This window comes from Chryseobacterium sp. SORGH_AS_0447 (assembly GCF_030818695.1).
In the GTDB taxonomy this organism is placed as follows: Bacteria; Bacteroidota; Bacteroidia; order Flavobacteriales; family Weeksellaceae; genus Chryseobacterium.
On sequence record NZ_JAUTAR010000001.1, the window covers coordinates 2,091,304 to 2,113,647 of the forward strand.

18 protein-coding genes and 1 tRNA gene are annotated in these 22,344 nt (G+C 40.5%); 14 read left to right on the plus strand and 5 right to left on the minus strand.

Annotated features, from left to right (window positions below):
* Window positions 1-16 precede the first annotated feature (16 nt).
* The 10 genes from QE422_RS09750 to QE422_RS09795 all read left to right on the plus strand — a co-directional run bounded on the left by QE422_RS09750 (window position 17) and on the right by QE422_RS09795 (window position 14,875).
* Entirely contained in the window at window positions 17-3,118 is a 3,102-nt protein-coding gene (locus QE422_RS09750; RefSeq protein WP_307457401.1) for a TonB-dependent receptor, read from the plus strand.
* Window positions 3,119-3,385: 267 nt separating this feature from the next.
* A complete protein-coding gene (locus tag QE422_RS09755) occupies window positions 3,386-5,083 on the plus strand; it encodes a RagB/SusD family nutrient uptake outer membrane protein (RefSeq protein ID WP_307457404.1) in 1,698 nt (565 codons plus the stop codon).
* A 13-nt stretch (window positions 5,084-5,096) separates the two neighbouring features.
* Window positions 5,097-6,491, plus strand: coding sequence for a DUF4960 domain-containing protein (locus QE422_RS09760; protein WP_307457406.1), 1,395 nt, complete (start codon window positions 5,097-5,099; stop codon window positions 6,489-6,491).
* Window positions 6,492-6,502: 11 nt separating this feature from the next.
* Entirely contained in the window at window positions 6,503-8,044 is a 1,542-nt protein-coding gene (locus QE422_RS09765; protein WP_307457408.1) for a glycoside hydrolase family 32 protein, read from the plus strand.
* A 3-nt stretch (window positions 8,045-8,047) separates the two neighbouring features.
* A complete protein-coding gene (locus QE422_RS09770) occupies window positions 8,048-8,956 on the plus strand; it encodes a carbohydrate kinase (RefSeq protein WP_307457411.1) in 909 nt (302 codons plus the stop codon).
* A gap of 559 nt (window positions 8,957-9,515) precedes the next feature.
* Window positions 9,516-12,377: a response regulator gene (locus tag QE422_RS09775; RefSeq protein WP_307457413.1), complete on the plus strand. Its 2,862-nt coding sequence runs from the start codon at window positions 9,516-9,518 to the stop codon at window positions 12,375-12,377.
* A gap of 318 nt (window positions 12,378-12,695) precedes the next feature.
* Entirely contained in the window at window positions 12,696-13,241 is a 546-nt protein-coding gene (locus tag QE422_RS09780; protein ID WP_307457415.1) for a peptidoglycan-binding protein LysM, read from the plus strand.
* Window positions 13,242-13,328: 87 nt separating this feature from the next.
* Entirely contained in the window at window positions 13,329-13,604 is a 276-nt protein-coding gene (locus tag QE422_RS09785) for an RHS repeat domain-containing protein (RefSeq protein WP_307462321.1), read from the plus strand.
* 204 nt (window positions 13,605-13,808) lie between these two features.
* Window positions 13,809-14,351, plus strand: a complete 543-nt coding sequence (locus QE422_RS09790) for a hypothetical protein (RefSeq protein WP_307457418.1) — start codon at window positions 13,809-13,811, stop codon at window positions 14,349-14,351.
* A complete protein-coding gene (locus QE422_RS09795) occupies window positions 14,348-14,875 on the plus strand; it encodes a hypothetical protein (protein ID WP_307457419.1) in 528 nt (175 codons plus the stop codon). The genes QE422_RS09790 and QE422_RS09795 overlap by 4 nt, the downstream gene beginning before the upstream one ends.
* Window positions 14,876-15,529: 654 nt before the next feature.
* On the opposite strand, the gene QE422_RS09800 is transcribed toward QE422_RS09795, so the two are convergent.
* Window positions 15,530-15,709, minus strand: coding sequence for a hypothetical protein (locus QE422_RS09800; protein ID WP_307457422.1), 180 nt, complete (start codon window positions 15,707-15,709; stop codon window positions 15,530-15,532).
* Between the two features lie 772 nt (window positions 15,710-16,481).
* Here QE422_RS09800 and QE422_RS09805 point away from each other — a divergent pair.
* Entirely contained in the window at window positions 16,482-16,805 is a 324-nt protein-coding gene (locus QE422_RS09805) for a hypothetical protein (protein WP_307457425.1), read from the plus strand.
* Here the strand turns inward: QE422_RS09805 and QE422_RS09810 are convergent.
* A tRNA-Arg gene (locus tag QE422_RS09810) sits at window positions 16,771-16,844 on the minus strand. The genes QE422_RS09805 and QE422_RS09810 overlap by 35 nt on opposite strands.
* Window positions 16,845-16,892: 48 nt before the next feature.
* Between QE422_RS09810 and QE422_RS09815 the strand changes: the two genes are divergently transcribed.
* From QE422_RS09815 to QE422_RS09825, 3 genes are read left to right on the plus strand one after another with little or no spacing between them, the layout of a single operon-like run.
* Complete coding sequence (locus QE422_RS09815) at window positions 16,893-17,939, plus strand: ABC transporter substrate-binding protein (protein WP_307457427.1); 1,047 nt, start codon at window positions 16,893-16,895, stop codon at window positions 17,937-17,939.
* 42 nt (window positions 17,940-17,981) lie between these two features.
* Entirely contained in the window at window positions 17,982-18,626 is a 645-nt protein-coding gene (gene mtgA / locus QE422_RS09820) for a monofunctional biosynthetic peptidoglycan transglycosylase (protein ID WP_307457430.1), read from the plus strand.
* Window positions 18,627-18,639: 13 nt separating this feature from the next.
* Window positions 18,640-20,670: a recombinase gene (locus QE422_RS09825; protein WP_307457433.1), complete on the plus strand. Its 2,031-nt coding sequence runs from the start codon at window positions 18,640-18,642 to the stop codon at window positions 20,668-20,670.
* Window positions 20,671-20,714: 44 nt separating this feature from the next.
* Here the strand turns inward: QE422_RS09825 and QE422_RS09830 are convergent, their stop codons facing one another.
* The 3 genes from QE422_RS09830 to QE422_RS09840 all read right to left on the minus strand — a co-directional run bounded on the left by QE422_RS09830 (window position 20,715) and on the right by QE422_RS09840 (window position 22,343).
* Entirely contained in the window at window positions 20,715-20,885 is a 171-nt protein-coding gene (locus tag QE422_RS09830; RefSeq protein WP_307457436.1) for a hypothetical protein, read from the minus strand.
* 82 nt (window positions 20,886-20,967) lie between these two features.
* On the minus strand, window positions 20,968-21,261 hold the full coding sequence (locus tag QE422_RS09835; RefSeq protein WP_307457439.1) for a hypothetical protein: 294 nt from the start codon (window positions 21,259-21,261) through the stop codon (window positions 20,968-20,970).
* Window positions 21,262-21,263: 2 nt separating this feature from the next.
* Window positions 21,264-22,343 carry a DNA replication/repair protein RecF gene (locus QE422_RS09840; protein WP_307457442.1) on the minus strand — a complete coding sequence of 360 codons (1,080 nt, stop codon included), beginning with the start codon at window positions 22,341-22,343 and terminating at the stop codon, window positions 21,264-21,266.
* Window position 22,344: the final 1 nt, after the last annotated feature.

The following is a 22,344-nucleotide window of genomic DNA, read 5'->3' on the forward strand; positions in this document are numbered from 1 at the left end:
ACTAAAACTGTACGATATGAAGAAATATAAAATGGCCATTGCCTTTTGCCTTCTCCCTTTTTCCGGTCTTCTGGCACAGGAAATCGTCAGGGGCAAAGTGCTGTCTTCCAATCAGAAACCGCTGAACGGGGTTACCGTAACGGTTTTCGAAACAGGGGCAACCACGACCACCGACAGCAGCGGTGCGTTTCAAATCAGTGATTTGCAGAAAGGAAACAAACTTATTTTCACGTATCCCGATTACTCCACGCAGGAAGTGGTGGTGGATGAGAAGACCGTCCTCAACATTGTTCTGGCTGCCGATAAGGTGAAGAACATCGATGAAGTTGTGATGACCGGATATACGAAACAGAAAAAGGCAGACATTACCGGAGCCGTTTCCATCGTTGATATGAAAGACCTGAACAAACAGGCCGAGCCGAATCCCATCAAATCCCTTCAGGGAAGGGTAGCCGGGGTCAACATCTCGGCGGACGGTTCGCCCTCCGGGGGAAATACCAAAGTCCTGATCCGGGGTGTAGGAACGCTCAACAATACCGATCCGCTCTATGTGATAGACGGTGTTCCCACAAAAGCGGGAATGCACGAGCTGAATCCTGCCGACATCGAATCGATGCAGGTGCTGAAAGATGCTTCATCCGCCAGCATCTACGGCTCCAGGGCAGCCAATGGGGTGATTATCATTACCACGAAGAAAGGAAAAAAAGGCAGGATGAGAATCGACTTGAATTATTATACGGCCTTTTCCCAATATGCAAAAAAGACCCCTGTTCTCAATGCAAAACAGTTCGGGCAGGTGCTTTGGCAGGCCAACATCAACGACGGCCTGAACCCGAATAACAATAATCTGAGCTATACTTTCGACTGGGGCGTTCAGAATGGAGTTCCGACCTTGTACAACAGCTATGTTCCGGAATACCTGGATGCAGCGAAAACCATCAACTCGGCCAATACCAACTGGTATGATGAGGTGTCCCAGACCGGCGTTGCCAATTCTTTGGATGTAGCCGCTTCAAGTGCTTCGGACAAAGGGTCTTACTATTTCTCAATGGGCTATTATAACAATGACGGTATCGTAAAGCTGACCAATTTCAAGAGATTGTCTGCCCGGGTGAATACCTCCTATAATTTTTTCGATGGTAAATTGAGAATCGGGGAAAATTTCACCTTCAATAAAACCAATGAAGTGATGGACCCTGGTGTTCTGGACCCGGCTTTGAGAGCGCTGCCTGTCATTCCTGTTCACACCGTGGACGGAATCGGGTGGGGCGGTCCGGTGGGCGGGATGAACGACCGTCAGAATCCTGTCCGTCTTCTGGAATACAACAAAGATAACGGCTACTGTTACCAGCGTTTTTTCGGAAACGTCTACGCCGAATTGCAGCCGTTGAAAAACCTTACATTGAAATCCAGCTTTGGGATTGATTTTTCAAACTATTACAAAAGGATGCTGCAGCGCAGCTACGTTTCCGGCTATCTTCAAAACAAGACCAATGCGGTGAACATCGACCAGTCCGATACCGAAAAATGGACGTGGAGCAATACCGCACAATACACCGCCAAAGCAGGAAACCACCACTTCGATTTGCTGGGCGGGATGGAAATGTACCGCGATACCTACAACAATACCTGGCTCAGGAAAGAAGGATTCCTGATTGAGACACCGGATTATATGTATCCCGATGCCGGAACCGGCGATGCCTTCAATGGTGGAAGCTCGACCTATTATAGCCTGTTGTCCTATTTCGGGAAATTCTCTTACGATTACGACAACCGTTACCTGTTCTCTGCTACCGTGCGTTATGACGGCTCTTCAAGATTCGGGAAAAACAACCGTTTCGGAACGTTCCCGGCATTTTCGGCGGGCTGGAGGATCAATAAGGAAGATTTTGCAGAGAAATGGATTCCGTTTTTCTCGGATTTGAGGCTGAGAGCAGGCTGGGGACAGACCGGGAACCAGGAAATCAGCAACTCTGCGGTGTACTCGCTGTATATTGCGAATTATGCGGGCGGCAATCCCACCTGGGCCACTTCTTACGGCACGGCTTACGATATTTCCGGGGTAGGAAGCGGTTTATTGCCGTCAGGATTTATTGCCACTCAAACCAGGAATGATGATTTAAGATGGGAAACCACTACGCAGACCAACCTCGGAATGGATTTCGGATTTTTTAATCAGAAGCTGACCGGAAGTGTGGATGTTTATAAAAAAGCAACCAAAGATATTCTCGTGCTGCCGCCGTATCTCGCAGTGATTGGCGAAGGCGGGAACCGCTGGATCAACGGTGCGTCTATGGAAAACAAAGGGCTTGAGGTCGCTTTAGGCTATGCCGATAAAACGGCTGGTGGCTTTGGGTACGAAATTTCAGGGAACTTTTCAGTGAACCGGAATAAAATCACCGAGTTGCCGCAATCGGTTATCAACAATTATGGCGGAAACGGAACGACCGATAATATTCTCGGAAGGCCAATTAATTCAATGTACGGTTATGTGGCCGACGGACTTTTCAGGACGCAGGCCGAGGTGGATCATTCCGCCACACAACCCGGAAAAGGTCTCGGAAGAATCCGTTATGCCGATTTAAATAACGACGGCATCATAGACGATAAAGACAGAACGTGGATTGGAAATCCGAACCCGGGTTTTATGTATGGCGTCAATCTTAATTTCTCCTACAAGAATTTCGATTTGTCAACCTTCTGGCAAGGCATCGGGGATGTGGATGTTATCAATGCCAAAAAATACCAGACCGATTTCTGGAGCGTGGATGATGTCGGTTCCAACAAAGGAACGAGATTGCTCAATGCGTGGTCGCCGCAGAATCCGAACTCCGACATTCCGGCACTTACGACAGTGGACAGCAATGCGGAATCCAGATTTTCATCCTATTATGTGGAAAACGGAAGCTATCTGAAATTAAGGGTTTTACAATTGGGGTACAGCATTCCGAAAAATGTGCTGGAACAGTATAAAATCACCAATTTCAGGATTTACATCAGTGCACAGAATCTTCTGACCCTCAAATCCAAAAGCTTCACAGGCATCGACCCGGAGACGCCGGCTTTCGGCTATCCGCTTCCGCTGACGTTTAATTTTGGAGTTAATTTATCATTATAAGATTGGAAAGGTTTATGAAAAATACAAGGCTCCGACAAGCTCAGCCTTACCATACGGCCTTTTAAACATTGATTATTCAAAGGTGTCATCCTGAGCTTGTCGAAGGATATTTTAAAACGGATTGAATAATGCTTAAATATTTTAATTGAAATTAATTTATTGATTATTAATGATTTATAAATTATTGCTTTTCTTAAATCCTTACTATTTAAAAATTAAAAAAACAGTTCTGTAAAGCAGACTTTAAAAATTTTAAAAATAATTACAATGAAAAAGAATATACTTTTAACAATTGCCTGCGCTTTCCTTTTGGGAATGACTTCCTGCAACGATTTCCTGGACAATGAACCGAGAGGGGTGCTTTCCGAAGCCGATGTGGTAACCCCTCAGAATGTGGACGGTTTTGTGGTGGCGGCTTATGCTGCGCTCGGCAACGACCATTATGATACGCCTTTCAGCCTTTGGCCTTACGGAAATGTACGTTCTGACGATGCCTACAAAGGCGGAAGCGGAACCAACGACATCCAGGCCTTTCACTTTTTTGAAATTTCAAACAACATCCGTTCGGATTTTGGTGAATTAGACCGGCTCTGGTATCTGCATTATGTGGGAATCGGACGTTGCAACAAAGCTATTGCCGCACTGAATCAGCTTTCCGAAGCGCAATATCCGAACAAGCAGAAACGCATAGCCGAAATGAAATTTGTAAGAGGGCATTTTTATTTTATGCTGAAAATCCTTTTCAAATATGTGCCTTACGTGGACGAAAATACACCGATTGAAGATTACCCGAAAATTTCCAACCGGGCAAAAACCGACCAGCAATTGTGGGACGCCATCGCTTCTGATTTTGAATTTTCGGCTGCCAATCTTCCTTCAACCCAATCCGAAGCCGGAAGACCGAAGAAAAGTGCGGCGTATGCGTATCTTGCCAAAGTGCGGCTGTACCAGGCTTATCAGCAGGACGATAATTATACGGTGACCCAAATCAACCCGGCAACGCTTCAGAAGTCCATTGATGCGGCCAACCAGGTGATTGGGAACTATACTTTGGAATCGGATTTCGGGTACAACTTCCTTCCGGGAACGCACGAGAACGGTCCGGAGTCGGTTTTCTCCATCCAGTATTCCGACAACGACGGAACACTTTTCGGAAGGCTGAATTATGGTGATGTCCTGTCTCTTCCGCAAGGTTTGGGATGCTGCGATTTCCACAAGCCAAGCCAGAACCTGGTAAATGCCTTCAAAACAACACCGCAAGGTTTACCGATGTTCGATACCTATAACGATACGGATCTGGATTATCATCAGCTCAACAATTACAAAGTGGACCCAAGGCTGTATCACACAGTGGCTTTGCCGGGACTGCCTTGGAAATATGAGGAAAGCAAAATCTACCAGGAAAGCTGGAACAGAAGCCCGGGAACCTACGGTTATTATGCGTCGTTAAAGGAAAATGTTCCGGTGGGCTGCGGCTGTACGGTAAACGTGGACCCGTTCTACGGCAATTCCAAAAACAGGATTATCATCCGCTATTCCGATGTATTGCTGATGAAAGCCGAAGCCTTAATCGAGCTTGGACAAATCAATGAAGCATTGCCGTTAATCAACCAGGTGAGGCAGCGTGCCGCGAACAGTACGGTTATAACCGGAAGCTATACTGCCAATAACCTGATTAGTAAATATGAGCCGGGCGTGAACTGTACGTGGAATCAGGATTTTGCCAGAAAAGCCCTCAGATGGGAGCGCAGAATGGAGTTTGCCATGGAAGGCAGCCGTTTCTTCGACCTGGTGAGATGGGGAACAACGGCAACGACTATGAATACGTATTACTCAGGCGAGAAAACAAAACGGTCGTATTATTCGCAGGCGGGATTTGACCACGGAATCGAAGAATACTGTCCGATTCCACTGGCTCAGATTAACTTCAGCCAGGGATTGTACAAACAAAATAACGGTTATTAAAAACGAACGATTTATGAAAACAATATTTAATCAATTCCGGATATTCGTTCTGCTGCTGATTTTCGCAGTACTCGTCTGGTCCTGCGACAATAATGTGGAGGACGGGCTGGTAACGGATGTTTCGGTGAATGTGTCTTCCTTTAAAGTAAACGGGGTTTCAGGAGACATCGATCATAAAAATGATAAAATCACGGTAACGCTGCCATACGGAACCAGTGTAACCGCAGTATCACCGTCCATTGAAATTCCGCAGGGCGCAAGCATTTCCCCGTCTTCGGGAACGGTGCAGGATTTTACCCAGCCTGTAAAATACCGGGTGAAAAACGGAAATATCTACAAGGACTATCAGGTGACGGTTCAGGCTCAGGTTCCGATTATCAGTTTTAAAATCAATGGATTATCGGCGACCATCAACCATTCCGGCAAAACGATTTCACTCACCATGCCGGAAGGAACAAATCTTACTGCATTGCAGCCTGTCATCGAAATGGCCGGCGGTGTGAGCATCAGCCCGGCATCAGGAACGACGATTAATTTCAGCAGTCCTGTACAGTTTACCGTTTCCAATGCGAATCTGACTGAAGTCTACACGGCAAAAGTAACCACACCGGTTTCCGGTCCAACGGTAGCATTCCTGGGAACGGCAGCCACGAGAACAGGGCTTACCAATCCGGATGAGATTGCCGCTTCCGACTGGCTTTTCGGGAAATTTTCAGGAGCGGTTTACGTTTCAATAGCAGATGTGGCGAGTGGTGCGGCTAATCTGACGGGAATCAATGTGATCTGGTGGCATTTTGATTCGGCTACTGCTTTGCCGGGCGATGCACTGAATGCAAGTGCGACATCCAAAATAAAAACCTATCTGAATGCAGGCGGAAATATTCTCTTAACGGGATTTGCCGCCCAGTATGTGGATGCTTTGGCCATAGTGCCTTCCGGAAAAGGACCGAACAACGTTTTCGGGGATTTCCTTCCGAACGGGTTTGTTGATGCCAACAACGACTGGGGAATTTCCTTCAAAGGGAATGAAACGCACCCTGTTTTCGACGGATTGCAAACCTACGAATCCGGGAAAGCCAATTTCCTTCAGAAAGGAACCTTCCGGCTGAATCATACGACGTGGTGGTTCCTGCCGGATTGGGGCGGCTATGGAAACGGCGCAGGATGGAGAACCCAGACCGGAGGAAACAATCTGGCCAGTGAAGCCTGGGACAATACCCTGGATGGACGTGTAGCCGTGGCCGAATTTCCGGGCGGAACAGCCAATAAAAAATGCGTCACCATCTCGATGGGGTCTTACGACTGGTACAACGAAACTTCTAACGGAACGCCAAGCCAGCCGAACGGATTTTTGGATAACATCAAAAAAATCACGGAGAACAGCCTTAATTATCTTGTAACGCATTAATATCAGAACCCATGACCATCAGAAAAATATATTTAGCCGCTGTAATGATGCTGGCCACCTATTCCTGCGAGGATACTAATTCGGTAGCGAATGTGAATCCGGATGAGATTTTCAGACAGACCAACCTCTTTCCGCAGCCGCCCAATCAGTGGATGGGAGATAATAATCCGTATTACACTGCCGGATACGTAGGCGATGTAATGCCGTATTACGAAAACGGAACTTTTCATCTTTTTTTCCTGCACGATGCCAAAACCAAACCTGCAGGTGAAGGGTTTCACGATATTCACAGCTTTGAAACGGCTAACTTCAAGGATTTTACCTATCGGGGAAGACAGATTCCGTACGGAACGGCTTCTGAGCCGGATTTTGGTGTCGGAACAGGAAGCCTGGTGAAAGCAGGAAACATGTATTATTACTATTATACCGGGCACAATGCGGTGGCTTCGTTCTTATCGAACAATCCAAGGGAAAGCGTGCTTCTGGCCACAAGTACCGATATGAATAACTGGACGAAAATCAAAAACTTTAAAATTACCGCTCCGGCAGGATATTACGATTACGAATTCCGCGACCCGCACGTATTTTTCAATGCTGAGGACGGAAAATACTGGATGCTGGTTTCTGCGCAGACCTCAGCCCAAAAAGCGGTAGTGCTGAAATTTACTTCGAGTAATCCCGCCACCGGAAACTGGACAGTGGAGAACCCGATTTACACGACAACTTCATCCGAAAATTACATTATGCTGGAGTGTCCGGACCTTTTCAAAATGGGCAATTACTGGTATCTTGTTTTCTCTGAAAACTGGAGCAGCAACAGCGGAACACACTACCGGATCGCTTCCTCACCCAACGGACCGTGGACTACACCTGCAAACGACCGGCTGGACGGCTCTTATCTCTATGCCGCGAAAACGGTTTCGGACAATGCCAACCGTTATCTGGTAGGCTGGACGGCCAGAAAAGTCCCGGAAAGCAATACCGGCGGAAAAGACTGGGCAGGAAATCTTGTAACGCATCAGCTCGTTCAGAATCCGGATGGAACTTTGGCGGTAAAACCTGTCGCTGCTTTATCATCCGTGTTCGGTCAGAGTACTTCGCTTTCCGTGGATAAAATTACAGGGAATGCTTCCCAGAACGGGAATGGTTTCAATCTGTCGGCCAATTCACAGGTGATGTTCGGGAAGCTTCAGAAAGCCAACCAGATCAGTTTTACCCTGAATGCTGCGGCGAACGGAAAATCGGGACTGATTCTGGCGCAGGACAATGACGGGAAGAATGGCGTTAAAATTTCATTTGAACCTTCCTCGAACAGAATCGCTGCCTATATTATGAACGGTGGAAGCGAAGATCTGGCAAACACGTATCCGTTGTCAGGTATTTCGGGAACCACCTATAACGTGACGGCTTTTATCAGCAATGATGTCTGTGTAGTGTATGTGAATAATCAGCTGGCATTCAGCAACCGGGTGTACGATGTCGTTAACAAAAAATGGAGTATTTTTGGTTCTTCGGCCGTTACATTCAGCAATATTAATATCAAAAATCCTTAATTCATGTTTTTAAACAATACAATCAATGCGGTAAGTTTCGGAGAGGTGCTCTTCGATGTTTTCGGGGAAGAAAAGAAAATCGGCGGCGCACCGCTCAACCTGGCGCTCAGAATAGCATCCTTCGGGTTTCCGGTAGCGATGATAAGTGCGGTGGGTAATGATGAAGACGGTCAGGTTATTTGCGATTACATCAAAGAAAATCAACTCGACACCAGCGGAATGATCACAACCGATGGTTATGATACGGGAATAGTACAGGTCACTCTGAACGAGCGTGGTTCTGCAACTTACGAAATTAAATTTCCGTCGGCCTGGGATTTTATTGAAAACAATGAAAATATACTGAATATTGTTAAAAAAGCTGATGTATTCTTCTACGGAAGCCTTGTATGCCGGAATGAGGTTTCAAAAAATACGCTTATCAGCCTCCTGGATTCCAACCCGGATATGTTCAGGGTTTTTGATGTGAATCTGCGAAAGCCTTTTTACAACATAGAACTTCTGGAACAACTGATGAACAAAGCCGATTTTATCAAATTCAACGATGAGGAAATCCTGGAAATCGCTTCTGCGTTAGGCTTCACATCTGATAATCTGGAAGAAAACATCCGTTTCATTTCAGAAAGAACAAATACCAATTCTATTTGTGTCACTTTAGGAAAACACGGCTCATTACTTTTATGGGAGGACAAAATGTACCGGCACGGCGGCTATCCTGTGAAAGTGGCAGATACGGTTGGGGCAGGCGATTCTTTCCTGGCAGGTTTAATTACCAAATTATTAGCAGACAAAAATCCTGATGCCGCTCTTGATTTTGCCAGTGCAGTGGGTGCTTTGGTAGCAAGTTATTCGGGTGCAAATCCTAAACTAAGAACTGAAGAGATTGAAGGGTTTATGAAAGAGAAAGTTTAAATCTAATAGATGAAAACGCTGTTGTGAAAAAGGCAGCGTTTTTTACATATATTTAAAATAAAATGGCGCTGCTTTTTAAAGCAGCGCCATTTGGCTTTGATGACCTCAACCAGTCTATCTTCAAACACTTTTATCAATGATTGATTATTTGAGCCAAATTAGATCAGAACTGCAATTTTTTTAATAAACATTTAATGTTAAGCTAGTTATATACAGTATAGATTCAGCGATGATTTACACGATAGCTGCTGGTGCCAGGGCAAAATTGATTTTTTTATTATTAAACTAAAATGAGTATTCATTTTATATCAATTTTTGCTTATAAATTGAGACTGAAAACGGTATTGAGTTTTTGGTTAATTGATGATGAAAAAATCGATTATTATTTTGGTTTTGTTGTAAGCAGTTTTCTTTTTCTGATCTACTTTTAGTATCTTACCGGCAAACTAATTGTTCAATGGCGAAAAAAATTATAAGAAATTTACAAATAGGGGTAATCCTTTCTCTTATACTTCTTATTGCGAGTTCTATAGCATCTTATATCAGTATAAATAATCAGATGGAGAACCGGAAAAGTCTCTTAAAAAGTAAAGAATCTATAAGTTTGGTAAAAGATGTCTTAAATACTTTATTGGATGCTGAAACAGGCAATCGGGGATATCAGCTTACCGGCCGGAATAATTTTCTTGAACCTTTCAATGAAAGTAAGAATGAATATCCGCTGCTCGTTTCCACCAAAGACCAGCTTCATCTTGAAGATAAAAATCAGATTAAGATACTGAATGAACTGCTACAGACTTCAGGAATGATGATGAAAGGATATGTCTCGTTCATTAATAATCGTAAAAAAGGAATATTAATGACCACTGAAGAGCTTGTGCAGGATAAGAGGGCAATGGATAAATGTCGAATGCTTGTTCAGGAATTTGTAAAAAACGAGGAAGTCCAGCTTGCTATAAAAAATGAAGATCTGAATAAGTCTTCTAAACGGACGGTTTTATTTATTATCTTTTCTGCTATTGCAACTATTGGTGTTACCATCTTTGTTTATATACAACTAAAATCTGACCTTATCCGCCGGGATAAATTGGAAAAAGATCTGTTTAACACGAAGGAAATGCTAGAGGAAACAAGTGCAGTGGCCCAGGTTGGAGGATGGGAAGCTAATCTGAAGACCCGAAAGCTATCCTGGTCTCAATGCACAAGAGAAATTCACAAAACTGAAAATAGTTATCAGCCGACTTTTGAAAATGCCCTCGAGTTTTACAAAGGAAAAAGCGGGGAAAGAATAAAATATCTCTTTAACCGGGCAGTAAAGCAAGGGATTTCTTTTGATGAGGAACTTCAGCTATTGCGAAATGACGGCGTTACAATCTGGGTAAGAATAAAGGGAGTTCCCGAATTTGAAGGTGAAGTCTGCAACAGGGTTTTTGGAATCATTCAGGACATTGATGCGTTCAAGAAAATGCTTCTCGAAGTTACCAAGAAAGAGGCTATGATGCAGTCCTTTGCCACTGATGTTCCTATTCCTTTGGCCATGTTTGACAAAGACCTCAATTATGTTGCTGTAAGCAGCCGATGGAGGAATGAATTCAATGTGAAGAATGTGGATCTTATCGGTCATAATCTATTAACCATATCTCCGAATGTTCCGGAAGAAAGAAAAGAGATTTACAGGAATGCATTGTTGGGGAAATCGTACAACAACGAGGATTTTACGTTGGAGATGGAAGGAAAAGAAGAAATTCAGCATTACGATCTTAAAGTCGGACCCTGGTATCTTACCAAAGATGAAGTTGGTGGTATCATCATTTTCATACAGAATATTACAAATGCCGTAAAGATCAATGAAGAACTGAAAAATGCGAAGGAAGCTGCAGACATAGCCAGCAAGGCAAAATCCGAATTTCTGGCCAATATGAGTCATGAGATCCGTACTCCTTTGAACGGAGTGATTGGCTTTTCAGATCTTCTCCTAAGAACACCGCTCAATGAAACACAGACACAGTATCTGAATTATATCAATGAATCGGGGGAAAACCTGCTGAGCATCATTAATGATATACTGGATTTTTCTAAAATAGAATCCGGAAAAATGGAACTTTCGATCGATAAATGCGATGTTTATGATATGGTTAGTCAGGTTATAAATGTCATCCTTTATCAATCCCGAAAAAAGAATATCGAACTTCTCCTCAATATCGAGCCTGGCCTTCCGGCAACACTATTCATTGATGAAGCAAGGTTGAAACAGATTCTTATCAATCTTCTGGGAAATGCCGTGAAATTTACAGAAAAGGGAGAAATCGAACTAAAAGTGGAGAAATTAAGCATGGATGATAATACCATTGCTTTGCGTTTCTCGGTAAGAGATACGGGAATTGGTATTCCTGTGGAGAAGCAGAAATATATTTTTGCGGCCTTTACACAGGAAAACAGCTCTATCAGCAAACGATATGGAGGCACTGGACTCGGGCTAACGATCTCGAACAATATCCTGGAATACATGGGAAGCCGTTTGTCGCTGACCAGCGAGAAGGATAAAGGTTCCGTATTTTCTTTCGATATTGAGGTTCCTTACGAGATCTCCGAATTGATTGAAGAGGATGAAATGATCGTTAAAACGGCCTTAGTGGTAGACGATAACGAAACCAACAGGATCATTCTTGAACACATGCTTGCCTATAAAGATATCAAACCGACCTTAGTTTCCAATGGTTTGGAAGCCCTGGAGATCCTGTTGAAAGGCGAGCGGTTCGATGTGATTGTGATGGATCAGCTTATGCCTGTTATGTCAGGATTGGAAACAATAGATAAAATAACAGCACTGTTCAAGCAGCGAAAGGAAATTTCTCCAATGATAATCCTTTCTTCTTCTTCGGAAGAATTAAATGTTACTAATTCCCTTCGGAAAATAGAAAATGCACATTTATTGATGAAACCCATCAAATCACATGATCTATTCAAAATCCTAAGAATGGCAGATGAAAATAATTCCATAGAAATTATCCAGGATCAGACCGGGAAAGCTCCGCATATATTTGCTTCAGAACTGGAAGCGCTTTTGGTTGATGATAATCCGGTAAATATGCTCCTGAATAATAGGATAATGAAAGCTCTTGCTCCGGATATACGTCTAACGGAAGTGGTCAATGGTATGCAGGCTTTGGAAGAATGCAAGAAAAAACTATTTTCCATTATTATTATGGATGTACAAATGCCAATAATGAGCGGTATTGAAGCGACACAACACATCAGAATGCTGCCGGGTTATGAGCAGGTTCCGATTATTGGCGTTACCGCTGGAAATGTGCTGGGTGAAAAAGAAAAATGTCTTGAATCCGGAATGAATGACTTCCTTCCCAAACCGATACGGCAGGCAGACCTTTCTGAAGTACTTAAAAAATACATTGGTATGTAGGATTTAAAAAAGATGATATACATTTAAAACCTATAATGATTTGAAAAAGTTCTTAAGAATATTTGATTCTCATTAATCAACTATTCCCGCAGAAAAAGCATCGAATATCCTACAATAGCTTTATAATAAAAAGCAGTGGCAATTTATATAAGCCCTCAACAATTAAATGTTGAGGGCTTTTCTATTAACTAATAGGTGTAGTTATTTTACTACACCAACTTCCATTTTCCACTACAGAGAAACTTTTACCGCCGCCGTAGATTTGTAATGTTCAAAAGAGAACAATTAAATAAGTCTAAAAAATAAAAAAATACGATCATGACAAAACAAATCGCCATCGCAGCCTTAACCATCGGAGCTTTCATCTTAGGAACCAACAATGCCCAGGCTCAAAATACGACAGCCACCACAACGGTTAACATCACCCTGAACGATGTTATCTCCATCGATGCGGGAAGTACGGCCATCGGTAATACGGTTGACTTCAACTATGCTACTGCAGCAGATTATAACTCCGATCAGACGGTTACTAAAGCCAACTCTTTGAAAGTGACTTCAACAAAGAACTTTAATGTAAAAGTAAAAGCAGGAGGTGCTAATTTCATGAACGGAACCAACGTGATCCCTGTGAATGTTTTAACAATAAAACCTTCTACCGCTGCAGGAACCATGGGCGGAACAAAAAGCGCTGTCGTTTTATCGGCGACGGATCAGACGTTGGTAGCGAACGCTCCATTTGGAAGTTCATTAACCCTGAACCTGGATTATACGATTCCAGCCGCAAAATCATCATCTTCTGATATCTTAGGAAAACCGGCAGGGACGTATACTCAAACAGTTACCTACACTGCAACAGCTTTATAATAGAAATAGTATTTACATTATAAAAATAATTTTTGCCGCTTTAGCTCTTGCAGAATTTATTGAATGCTCAACACAAAGTAACGCTAAATATTAGATCATTTAGGAACAGCAACATTTGTTACCAATTCTCACGGGGATGCAACGCAATTTTTCCTAAATTTACCATTCGGAGAAACCATGCTGGAGCAGATGGACGGATCATACAATAATCCATATAAGTTCAACGCAAAAGAATTAGATGAAGATACAGGACTTTATTATTATGGAGCTAGGTATTATAATCCGAGGTTGAGTATTTGGTATGGAGTGGATCCATTGGCGATTTATAATCCTGTAATGGAAAGGCAGTTTTATGGAGATTGACAGCATAATGAAGGAGTGTATTTTTGGGGGAATCTCAATCCATATATTTATACTTATCAAAACCCAATAAGGTACATTGACCCGAATGGAAAACAAGTTGACACGACTAATGGAAAAACGACCAATATTGAAGGTATTTCTATTGCTGCCTATTCTAAAAAATTTAAAAATGATTTTAAAATAATGCATTGACCAGGTAATAGTATGGTTTACATAATCGATCAATTAAAACCAAGAAATGGTCATCAAATACCTCTTGGCTCAAGAAGATATAAGATAAATTTATTGCTTAAAGGGGACGGGGATTCAAATCAGCAGCTATTTTACATTTATAATAGAGGGCCTTGGCAAAATACAGACACCCAAGGACCATATAAAGGGTATTATAGTATTGGAGATTCATATAATATTTCGTCTGATTCAAACTCTTTAGAAGGTCATAACGAATTCTTAGGTAATTTAGGTGCCTCATTAAAAAATGCACCTGATATGAGTGTGTCTATTACAGGAATGATGACTGGTAATTCAGGTGATGCAGGTGCAACTGACTCTGCATTAAAAAGAGCTAAGACAATAAAGGATGCGCTTGTTAACTTTGGGGCTTCACAAGACCAAATTAATATTGGCTCTCCAGTTGGTGACCAATCTGAGAACTCTACCCAAATAAAAGTAAATGCTACTTTTAATGTCCCTGATCTACCTATAAAGAAAAGTCAAATTATTAATGTAAATAAATCAAAGCTATGAAATTATTGTTTTTAATGACTTTGTTACCAATCCATTTCTTTTGTCAAAAAAAGGATACAATTGATAATAATCAATTATCCTTATATTACAATTCACATAATAAGCTTTATAGAGTTGTTAACACACAAACAGGCAAGGATTTTGAAGGTTGGGGAAAGTTTGAATCCTATGATGGGAGTGAGTATAGATATTATAAAAATAATAAATTAATATATACAGACCTTAGAGATTTTAAAAATAGAATCATAAAAAGGGAAATCATCTGTGCCCAAGATAACAAATGCTTAGAAGTATACGAATATTATGATAATAATATAAAAACACCCAAAAGAAAATATTTTCTCTGTTTTTACGAAAATAGTAACGAAGAATCAGAAGAAAAAAAATGCAAGGAATATTATGAATATTACAGGAATGGACAAATTAAAATAAAAGGCCAATATCAAGGTGATAAAGAGGTAGGAATATGGATTTATTTTGATGATAAAGGGAAAATTAATGAAAAAATTATTAAGACAAAATAGTAGTTTTCATGGCTTATCGATTGTATTTTTAATAGTCTAGAAATGGATAAACCACTGCGCTCCGCAGTGGTTTATTATTTAATTATAAAAAATTATAATCTCATAAAATATTAACTCAAAATTTCATCTGGTAATAATATCAATAAACAGCTACTATTTTAAGACAATTTTTATTCTTTTGTTAAAAATATAAAAGAATTCAACAAGAATGTGTGAGTAAAATAATTTAAATAGGGAGTTATATAATATACCTTTTGATCTTTCAGAACTGAAAATTACTAAAAGAACTAAAATATGGCGCCAATTCTATTAAAATGGCGCCATTTATTAATTTGTAACCTTAACGAGAATATATTCAAACACTTTTATAGATGATTTGGTTCGCTTAAGTCAAATTAAAAATCATTAACAATCCCTAAATTTTACCAAATAATTTCTTCTAGTTTTTGTTTAATTCAATTTAATTTCTAAAATATTAACAGTAAATATTGGAAGAGTAAGTCTTCAATTGTATGTTTCTATCTAATAACCAAGACAAGAAAAATTGAATCATTTTTGAACGTTTTATGTTGTCTAAATTATCCAAAACTCCCTTTAATTTTATTAAGAGGGTAATCTTTTTTGATTACCCTCTTACCATAAATAGTTGTTTTACTACCCGCATAGCTCGCATGGCTGAGTTGGGCATAATACAACAACATTATTTTCACACACTACACAAGCACCATTCCAAAAATCTGTAGCACCATTTGTAGCACACCCACAACCAAGACACCAAGCTCCCCCTTTAATTGTTCTTAAATTCTCTCTTGATAGTTTTTTTAAATTTTTCATAAAAAATTATTTTTTTTAGTTTTTTCCTACTCTCTTATAGCTTTTCGGATAACGCTTTTAATTAGATTTAAATATAAAAATAATTCTGACATTGATGAATTATTTTTCACATTTAATTGCCTAATCCAGTTGATTTTTAACAGTCTATAATATTCTCCTTTTAAAGCTACGAATTTTGCATAATTTCCTTCTTCCACAACTTTTCCTTTATCAAGAACAATAATTTTATCGGCATAATTTTACAGTTGATAATCTGTGAGCAATTATAATGGCTGCCTTTCTTTTAAAAAACTGTTCAAGGTTTTCCAGGTTCAATACATTATAGAAAAAAAAATAAAAATTGAAGATCCCGGTGGAAGGGTTTTGTGTAATGGTCGGTTTCCACTTCGAGGTCTTCTGTCTTATCCAAAATGTGGAAAGAATCTTACTGCAAGCGGTGCTAAAGGGAAGTCAAAAACTTATTACTACTATCACTGTCATTACAAGTATGGTTTAGATTTGATTCTGACAAGTTAAATGAACTGTTTGAGCTTGAAATTTCTAAACTGGAATACAATCCAATCATCAAAGGCTTGATGAAAGAAATACTATTAGACAATTATAAACAATTTACTTTTAATATTGATTCGAAAAGAAAATCTATTTCAAAAGAGATTAATTTACTTAATGAAAAAGTTGCCAATGAAAGAGATAAATATCTGTCTGATAAGTTGGACAAAGATGATTATAAGGAAATAAAAATGCTCACAAAAACCAAATCGAACAGTTAGAATTGGAACTTCAGCATATTGTTTCAGAAAGTAAAGAACTTGACATCAAGACAAAAATAGAAAACGCCCTTGATTCAATGGAAAACCTCGCAAACCTTTACCAGCAGGGTGATCTGATAACAAAAAGAACGATCGGGTGTTTGATATTTCCCCAAAAAGTTGAATTTGACGGAAAAAGTTTTCAAACACCTAAAATGAATATTGTCGCTCAGTGTATCTATCAGTATAACAGTGGATTAGAAAATAAAAAAAGCCGACATAAGAGAGTGAAATCTTCAAATGTCGGTCTTGTGACCTCGACAGGATTCAAACCTGTAACCTTCTGAGCCGTAATCAGATGCGCTATTCAGTTGCGCCACGAGGCCGTTGTTTAATGGTTTGCAAATATAGCACTTTTTTCTTTTCTTTGAAAGATGAAATCAAGAATTTTACTATTAACCGCGTTTTTGACGCTAACGTCTTGTAAAAGAGAACAAAAAATTTCGGCCCCAGAGGCGGTTTCTGTTTCCAGTTTGGTACAGTATCAGGAAAATCAGGGAGGAGTACATCTAAAATCGGGAAATTTCACTTATGATATTAAGAAAAATCAGATTCCGTTTAAGAAGATTATCCTGCTGAATGCGAGTATGGCAGGCTATATCGGCGAACTGCATGCGGAAAATCTGATCATCGGAGTTTCGAGTCCGGAATATATTTATTCTGATAAAATTCAGAACTTATTGAAACAGGGAAAAATCCAGAATGTCGGCAGCGAACAGAAATACGATGTCGAAAAAATCATTTCCCTGAAGCCGGATGCCATTTTTACCAACCATATCGCCAGTTTCGACAACACCTACCAACTGTTTAAAAACAATGGGATCCAGGTAATTTTCTTGGATGAATATCTGGAACAGAACCCGTTGGAAAAAACGGCTTACCTTAAGCTCTTCGGAAAACTGTTGGGAAAAGAGAAAGAAGCGGACGATATCTATGGAAACGTAGAAAAAAATTATGTTGATTTAAAGCAGCTCGCTCAAAAAGCCAAAGAAAAACCGACCGTTCTTGCCAATGAAATGTATGGCGATGTTTGGTATCTGCCGGGTGGAAGAACAGCGGCAGCCCATTTTATTTCAGATGCCAATGCCTACTATATTTTGAAAAACAATACGGAAGAAAAAGCCGTAACCATGAGCTTTGAGGAAGTGTTTGCCAAGTCAGGCAGCGTACAGTACTGGATCAATGCCGGAAATCATACTTCTAAAAAAGAGATGCTCGGGATGAATCCTTTCTACGGCAAGCTGAATGTTTTCAATAAAGGGAAAATCTATGTCATCACCGGTAAGGAACGCGGGCAGGCCAACGATTTTTTCGAAAGTGGAGTAGTACGCTCGGATCTTGTTTTAAAAGATTATATTAAAATTTTCCATCCGGAATTATTGCCGGGCTATCAGCTTACTTACATGAAAGAGCTGAAATAATCAGACTATTTGCTTACTTTTGCTTTTCATTTTACAGAAATTATGTGGAAGAGAATTAAACAGATTATATTCATTATCCTGATCCTGAATGTTGTTTTTATCGTCTGGGGAAGGTTCTTCAACCCGCCGATTACCCTTACCCAGATCGGAGGGCTTTTTGAATACGGAAGATTGCAGCGGGATTATATCTCCTATGATGAAATGGGAAGCAATGTAAAAAAGGCAGTTATCGCTTCGGAAGACCAGAAATTTTTCGTTCATGACGGCTTCGATTACAAAGCGATTGAAAAAGCCATGAAAAATAATGAGAAAGGCAAAAAACTACGCGGCGGAAGTACCATTTCCCAGCAGACCGCTAAGAATATCTTCCTGTGGCAGGGCAGAAGCTGGCTGAGAAAAGGCCTGGAAGCCATGTATACCTTCATCATCGAAAAGGTCTGGAGCAAAGATATTATCCTTGAAAGATACCTGAATTCCATTGAAATGGGGCAGGGGGTTTTCGGGATAGAAGCAGCATCACAGTATTATTTCGGCAAATCTTCCAAAAATCTTACTACCTCTGAAGCTGCCTGGATTGCCGCAGTTCTGCCCAACCCGAAGAAGTATGATCCGAAAAATCCTTCAGCTTATCTGAGAAAGAAGCACAATTGGATCATGAGACAAATGAGGAATGTAAGTTTGAAATAGTATCTTTGTACCAATGAAATTCTTCAACGCCGGTACAAATTTCGAATCCGTTCTTAAAAAATACTTTTCTTTTAAGAATGAAACCCTTTCTTTGGATCCGCTCGCGGAACTTTTGGAAGGGATAAAGAACGCTGATTTTAAAGATGCGCTCAGCTTTTTCAGGAATAATCCGGAGATTACAGAACATTTTGCCTATTATCTGCATCACATTTTCGAAGGAAAGCCTTTCAACCTGTCTCTTACGGAAGCCAACATTCTGTCGGAAAATGCTTTTATTCCTGAATTAAAAAAGAGAATTCTAAATAAAATCTTACCGCCCGTCGTAAACGAAAATACGGTCTGGTACATGATCGACAACGTAAGCGTAAGGCCGCGAAGCGATCTGAAGTATTTTCACAACCTTCCGGAAGAGGAAATCAGCGAACTGTTCAGGCTGCTCCGAATTGATGACTTTATCACAGAACCGGAGGTGAAAAAGGAAATGCTGTTCTCAATGAACATTCTTTCCTGGCGGGTAACGGGAGCTGCGATGGAAGTGGAAGTAGTACGGATGGCTCCACAATACAGGAATTTCGACAATCCGTTCCTGGCCTTGCAGAATGAGCTGGAAGGGCTTGCTGAAGAATTGGAAAAGAATCCTGAGCTGCAGCTTCATTCCAAAGACAGCCGGTACAAGCAGATCAAAATTTATATTGAACAATGTCTTGAGTTCGTTAATATTTCCTTTAAAAACTCTTCTAAATACGGTATTTCAGGGAAAATTAACCAGTCGCTTATCAAGATCAGGCAGCAGATCCAGAGGATTTATGAGATTGTACAGCTGCTCGTTATTGATAAGCAAGAGGATGTCCTGATTAACTCCAAGCATTTAATCTTTAATGTTTTAAGATATAAGTCGCATAAAAATAATATCTCGGATCTTATCAATGACAGCACGCGGCTGATTTCGCATTTAATTACCAACCATACGGCAGAAACCGGAACGCATTATATTACTTCCAACCGAAAAGAATACATGCGGATGTTCTACAAAGCCAGCGGTGGCGGAATCATCGTCGGGGCTTTATGTGTGCTTAAAATGCTGTACGGATATATTCCGGGAAGTGATTTTTCCCACGCATTCCTCTACTCAATGAACTATGCGATGGGCTTTGTGATGATTTACCTGATGGGCTTTACACTGGCTACGAAACAGCCTGCCATGACCGCTGCTACGATGACCAAAGTTCTATCAGAAGAAGTGAACATCAAAAGCAACAGCACCGAATTCGCGCACTTGGTATCGAAACTGTTCAGAAGTCAGTTTATCGCCTTCGTGGGAAACGTTCTTCTGTCTTTCCCGATTGCTTTACTCATCATTTACGGGCTGGATGTGTTTTTTTCACAGAATCTCGCGGTGGAAAGGTCTGATAAATTATTGAGAGACCTGGATCCGTTTAAGTCAAAGGCTATTCTTCATGCCTGTATCGCCGGTTTTTACCTTTTCATATCAGGGATTATATCGGGAAATATCGGAAACAACTCTGTCTTTTACCAGATTCCTGAACGGATTTCGAAGAATCTTTCGATCCGGAGGTTATTCGGAAATAAATTTGCCAAAAATCTATCGAAATATTATGCTAAAAACTGGCCCGGAATTGTGTCTAATTTCTGGTTTGGGGTCTTTTTGGGCGCCACTGCTCCGATAGGACTATTCCTTGGATTGGATCTTGATATCCGTCACATTACTTTTGCGGCAGGAAATTTTGCTCTGGGACTTTACGGGAAGGATTTTACCATTGATTCCTATACATTCTGTATCTCGCTGATTACGGTTTTCCTGATCGGGTTTTTCAACTTCCTGGTAAGTTTCAGCTTATCCATGTTCCTGGCTTTCCGTTCAAGGAAAATGAATTTGGGGCAGGTGAGTGAAATTTACAAAGGTATTTTCAGGTATTTTATCAAGAATCCGCTAAAGTTTTTCCTTCCTTTAAGATCGGGATTGGATCAAAAGACGGACGAGTTAATGAGCAGTACGGTTTCTACAAAATCTGAAGATCATTAGAATAAAAAAAAGCTGCATGTAAACTTGCAGCTTGAATTTTTACATTAGCTTTTTTCCAAACAATCCGGTAAAAAAGGACATTGTACTTTTGGTTCTGTCCACCATGCACATTCATTGGTGTTACAATAATACACACAGCAGATACTGCCGGCACCTCCGTTGATCTGTTTTAAACTTTCTCTGGATAACTTTTTAGTGGAAAGTAATTTTTTCATGTTTATTGATTTGTTTAGTTAACAGATCAAATATAAATATTTTTCTCTACAATTAGAATTAATTTTTATGGATTTTAAATCTTTAAGAAATCTGAAGATCATTAAATTGATCCGCGCCGAATTTATCCTGGAATTTTTTCAGAAAAAAGCTTTTCCGCATTTGAAAATCATGCTTCAGAAGGGGAGAGTGTATTTTGATGATAACACATTTTTTTTCAATATTTACGCTTTCAATTTCACTGAAAAGGCTTTCGTCCAGATAATCTTCCAGGAAATCCTTGATTTCAAAAGCCAGAAGCTTATTCTCAAAACCGTAGATCTTCGCAAAAGACCGTACCAGCTCCGAGGACTGGAATTCTCGTTTTTTCTTTTTCATTGTTAAATTTCAAAAATAATACTTTCCTCATTAATTCTTTTTACCACATTTTCCGTGCGCTCCCGGTGGGTATCGGTAATGAAAATCTGGCCGAAATTTTCCTGATTAACCAGCTCAATCAGCTGCGAAACGCGGGTGTCATCCAGCTTGTCGAAAATATCGTCCAGCAAAAGAATAGGCGTTTTTTTTGTCAGTTCTTTAATCAGGCTCATCTGGGCAAGCTTCAGGGAAACCAGAAACGATTTCTGCTGGCCCTGCGAACCGATTTTCTTGATGAGAACGCCATCCATTTCGAAAAGAAGGTCATCTTTGTGGATGCCTTTTGAAGTGTAGGTAAGCATTCGGTCCCTTTCCAGGCTTTCCTTTAGCAGATTTTCAAAAGAGCCGTCAAGAAGGTGCGACTCGTAGATCACCGAAACGGTTTCCTTGCCTCCTGAAATAATCTTGTAGAAATTTTTGACGATCGGGTTCAGCTTTTCGACAAAATCTTTTCTTTTATGAAAGATTTTTGTCCCGAACCGGATGATGGGATCATCGTATATTTCCAGCGAATCCTTATCCCAGGTTCTGTTCTTCGCAAAATATTTCAGCAGTGCATTTCTCTGCTGAACGGTTTTTTGGTACTGGATAAGATTAAATAAATACTCGGAATCTGTCTGCGAGATCATTGAATCCAGGAATTTTCGTCTGCTTTCCCCGGCATCTGAAATCAGATTAGAATCATAAGGCGAAATCATTACGCTCGGGAGGTAACCGATATGATCGGCCATCCGGTCGTAACTTTTATCATTTTTTTTGATGATTTTCTTTGCTTCTTTCGGCTGTGAAATTTTAATGATGTCTTCACGGTCATCGTTTAGGATTTCTGCTTCAACGGTAAAGAAATCTTCTTCATTTTTAATATTGTTGAGGTCGGTATTTCCCAAAAAGCTTTTCCCGACCGACAGGTAATGAAGTGCATCCAGAATATTGGTCTTTCCTACACCGTTATTTCCCACAAAACAATTGATCTGTGGCGAAAATTCGAATTTCTTTTCAGCGTGGTTCTTGAAATTGTACAGGGAAAGTTTCTTGATAATCATT